Source organism: Neisseria shayeganii 871 (assembly GCF_000226875.1).
Classification (GTDB): Bacteria; Pseudomonadota; Gammaproteobacteria; order Burkholderiales; family Neisseriaceae; genus Eikenella; species Eikenella shayeganii.
On the sequence record NZ_JH164926.1, the window covers coordinates 2,239,767 to 2,242,928 of the forward strand.

The window sequence follows — 3,162 nt, forward strand, 5'->3', positions numbered from 1 at the left end:
TTAATTAAATCGAAACAGCTCTAGATTCGGATGCCGATATCCGACATCCATTCAATATTTCCAGTGCCGCTTGTGCCGGATACCAGTTTCGTAAGTCGAATTCTTGAATCCGACAACACCGGTAGCAAGGTGTAGGGCTGGGCCGGATTCAGGAACCCGATCTGCTTGGATGCCGTACTGATGGGTTGTTCAGGCTGTATGGATATGCGGTTTCAGGTAGCCTGTTGGCCGATTGCCAAGCCTGCTCAGTTCTTCCTTATCCGCCGCCCGCTTATTGGCGGGGCTACTCTCCCGCTTCTCCTTCTTGTTTACTTCAATAAAATTAATATTGATGCGACTTTATTGCTGCACCGCAACAGGCTACCTGAACGCCTGAATGGCCGGTTTTGTCTGCAAAAACCGCAAATCTGTCCGAATATATCCTCTTACCGGCACGGGTTTTGTTTTAAAAATAAAGCGGCTGACATCAGCGCCCGTCCACAACAAAACCACACAGGAGAAACGCCATGCGCGAAACCGCCTTTGTCTGGCACGAGCTGTATATGTGGCACGACACGTCCACCTACGCCGGCCTCTACCGCCCCGGCCTTACCGTACAGCCTTTGCAACACTACGAATCTCCCGAACCCAAGCGTCGCATCCGCAATCTGCTGGAGGTCTCCGGCCTGTTGGACCAATTGCGGCGCGTGGCGCCGGCGGATGCCGGAGATGCCGACCTGCTGCGGGTGCACACGGCCGACTATCTGGCCAAAACCGAGGCCGCGCGCGGCCAAAACGGCCTGGCCGACGCCGAATCGCCTTTCGGCGCCGCTTCGATTGACATTGCCCGCAAAGCCGCCGGCGGCGCCATCAGCGCAGTGAAAGCGGTGCTGGCCGGCCAAGCCGACAATGCCTATGCGCTGATCCGTCCGCCCGGCCACCATGCCGAGCCGGATGCCGGCGGCGGTTTCTGCATTTTCTCCAATGCCGCGGTGGCCGCCGCCTGGGCGCTGGACAACGGCTGCGAACGCGTGGCCATCATCGACTGGGACGTGCACCATGGCAACGGCACCGAATCCTGTTTTTGGGAAGAAGGCCGCGTGTTGGCGGTTTCGCTGCACCAAGACAACTGGTTCCCGCAAAACCGTGGCGCGCACACCGATGTCGGCGCCGGCGCCGGCTTGGGCAAAAACATGAATCTGCCGCTGATGCCCGGCTGCGGCCACGGCGCTTATGTGTATGCGTTTGAGCAGATTGTGCTGCCGGCGCTGGAGGCCTTCCGCCCCGATTTGATTATGGTAGCCTGCGGCTTCGATTCCAGCATCGAAGACCCGCTGGGGCGCATGCTGCTGCATGCCGACAGCTACCGCGCCCTCACGCAGATGGTGCTGGATGCGGCCGATCGTTTGTGCGGCGGACGGCTGGTGTTCACCCACGAGGGCGGCTACAACCCGGCCACCACGCCCTTCCTCGGTCTGGCGGTGGTGGAAACCCTGAGCGGGCGCGACACCGGCATCAGCGATCCTTCGCTGCCGGCGCATCTGGCCGCCGCCGGCCAGGATTTGCAGCCCCACCAACAGGCGCATATCGACGCCTTACGCGATTTTTTCCGGCAACAGCCCGGCTGCCCGCTGGCCGCTGAGGCTACCTGAAAACGGAAAGGAGGCATGCCATGTGGTTTATTCCCAAATCCCATCCGGAAATCAACAACCGCGTGCTCTTGATCAGCATGGTGCTGGTGGCCGTGGCACTGTGGCTGGGCAACGGCTACAGCGTCACCCTGGCCGACGGCAAAACCGCCTACGGCGTGTTCAGCCTGCTGCCGATTGCCTGCGTGCTCGGTTTTGCGCTGGTGAGCCGGCGCACGCTGGAGCCGTTGTTTTTCGGCGCCATGGTCGGCCTGATGCTGATCAACCCCAATCCCAAAGTGCTGATTGAAAGCCTGATGGCCAGCAGCCTCAAGGTAATGGCCGGGCCGGTCATGGGCTGGATTCTGCTGTTGTGCGTGCTGATGGGCGGCCTGATCATGTGGCTGCAAAAATCGGGCGCCACCGAAGCCTTCAGCCGCCTGATCGGCCGCGTGGCGCGCACCCGCAGCCACAGCCTGATTGCCGCCTGGCTACTGGGTTTGCTGATTTTCATCGACGACTACCTCAGCTCGCTCACCGTCGGCGCCACCATGCGCCGGCTCACCGACCGCCTGGGCGTGTCGCGCGCCATGCTCTCCTATGTGGCCGACGCCACCGCCGCACCGGTGTGCCTGCTGGTGCCGATTTCCACCTGGGGTATTTATCTGGCCGGCCTGCTGGAAAGCAACCATGTGGCCGAAGCCGGCGGCGGCATGGCCTACTATATGCAGGTGATCCCCTATGTGCTCTACGCCTGGGTGGCGATTTTGGTGGTGCCGCTGGTGGCCTTCAACATCCTCAAGCCCGGCGCCGCCATGCGCCAGGCCGAGGCACGGGCCGCCGAACGCCGCGATCAGGGCCTGGCCGAGCAGGCGCCGGTTGAAGAAAGCTACGGCGGCCGCAGCCACATCATGTATTTCCTGCTGCCGATTGTGGTGCTGGTGTTGGGCACCTGGTGGTTTGGCGACACCCTGCTCGGCGCCATGGCCGCGGTGCTGTTTACCGCCGCGCTGTACCGCTTTTTGCAGCTGGCCGGCCTGCCGCAGTTGTTCAACGACTTTATGGAAGGCATGCTCAGCATGGTGACGCCGGTGGCCATCATCTTCGCCGCCTTTGTGCTGCAAGACGTGAACGAACAGCTGGGGCTGGCGCCGTGGCTGATTGAAAACGTCAAGCCTTATCTCAATGCGCAATGGCTGCCGGTGATCACCTTTGTGCTGCTCTCGGCGCTCACCTTTACCACCGGCTCGTTCTGGGGCATTTACGCCATCGCCTTCCCCATCATCGTGCCGCTGGCGGTGGCGCTGGATGCCAATCTGCCGCTCACCCTCGGCGCGCTGATTTCCGCCGGCGGCTTCGGCAGCCAAGCCTGCTTCTTCGGCGACTCCACCGTGTTGTCGGCCCGCAGCTGCGAAATCACGCCGATGGAGCACGCCCTCACCCAATGGCGCTACGCCTGGGTATCCGCCCTGATTGCCGCCGTGCTGTTTGCCCTGGGCGGCTGGCTGTGGGGCTAAGTAGGCGTTGGAGAACCGGAAAGGCTACCTGAAAAGCC

General features: G+C 61.9%; 2 protein-coding genes. Both read left to right on the forward strand.

Annotated elements, in window-relative coordinates; genetic code table 11:
* The first annotated feature begins 506 nt into the window (after positions 1-506).
* Entirely contained in the window at positions 507-1,631 is a 1,125-nt protein-coding gene (locus tag HMPREF9371_RS10335) for a class II histone deacetylase (protein WP_009120086.1), read from the forward strand.
* A gap of 20 nt (positions 1,632-1,651) precedes the next feature.
* Positions 1,652-3,124 carry a Na+/H+ antiporter NhaC family protein gene (locus HMPREF9371_RS10340; RefSeq protein ID WP_009120087.1) on the forward strand — a complete coding sequence of 491 codons (1,473 nt, stop codon included), beginning with the start codon at positions 1,652-1,654 and terminating at the stop codon, positions 3,122-3,124.
* The last annotated feature ends 38 nt before the right edge of the window (positions 3,125-3,162 follow it).

Bases quoted from the DNA above. Each gene is read 5' to 3' on its own strand.
- HMPREF9371_RS10335 (WP_009120086.1), top strand. From the start codon at position 507: ATGCGCGAAACCGCCTTTGTCTGGCACGAGCTGTATATGTGGCACGAC.
- HMPREF9371_RS10340 (WP_009120087.1), top strand. From the start codon at position 1,652: ATGTGGTTTATTCCCAAATCCCATCCGGAAATCAACAACCGCGTGCTC.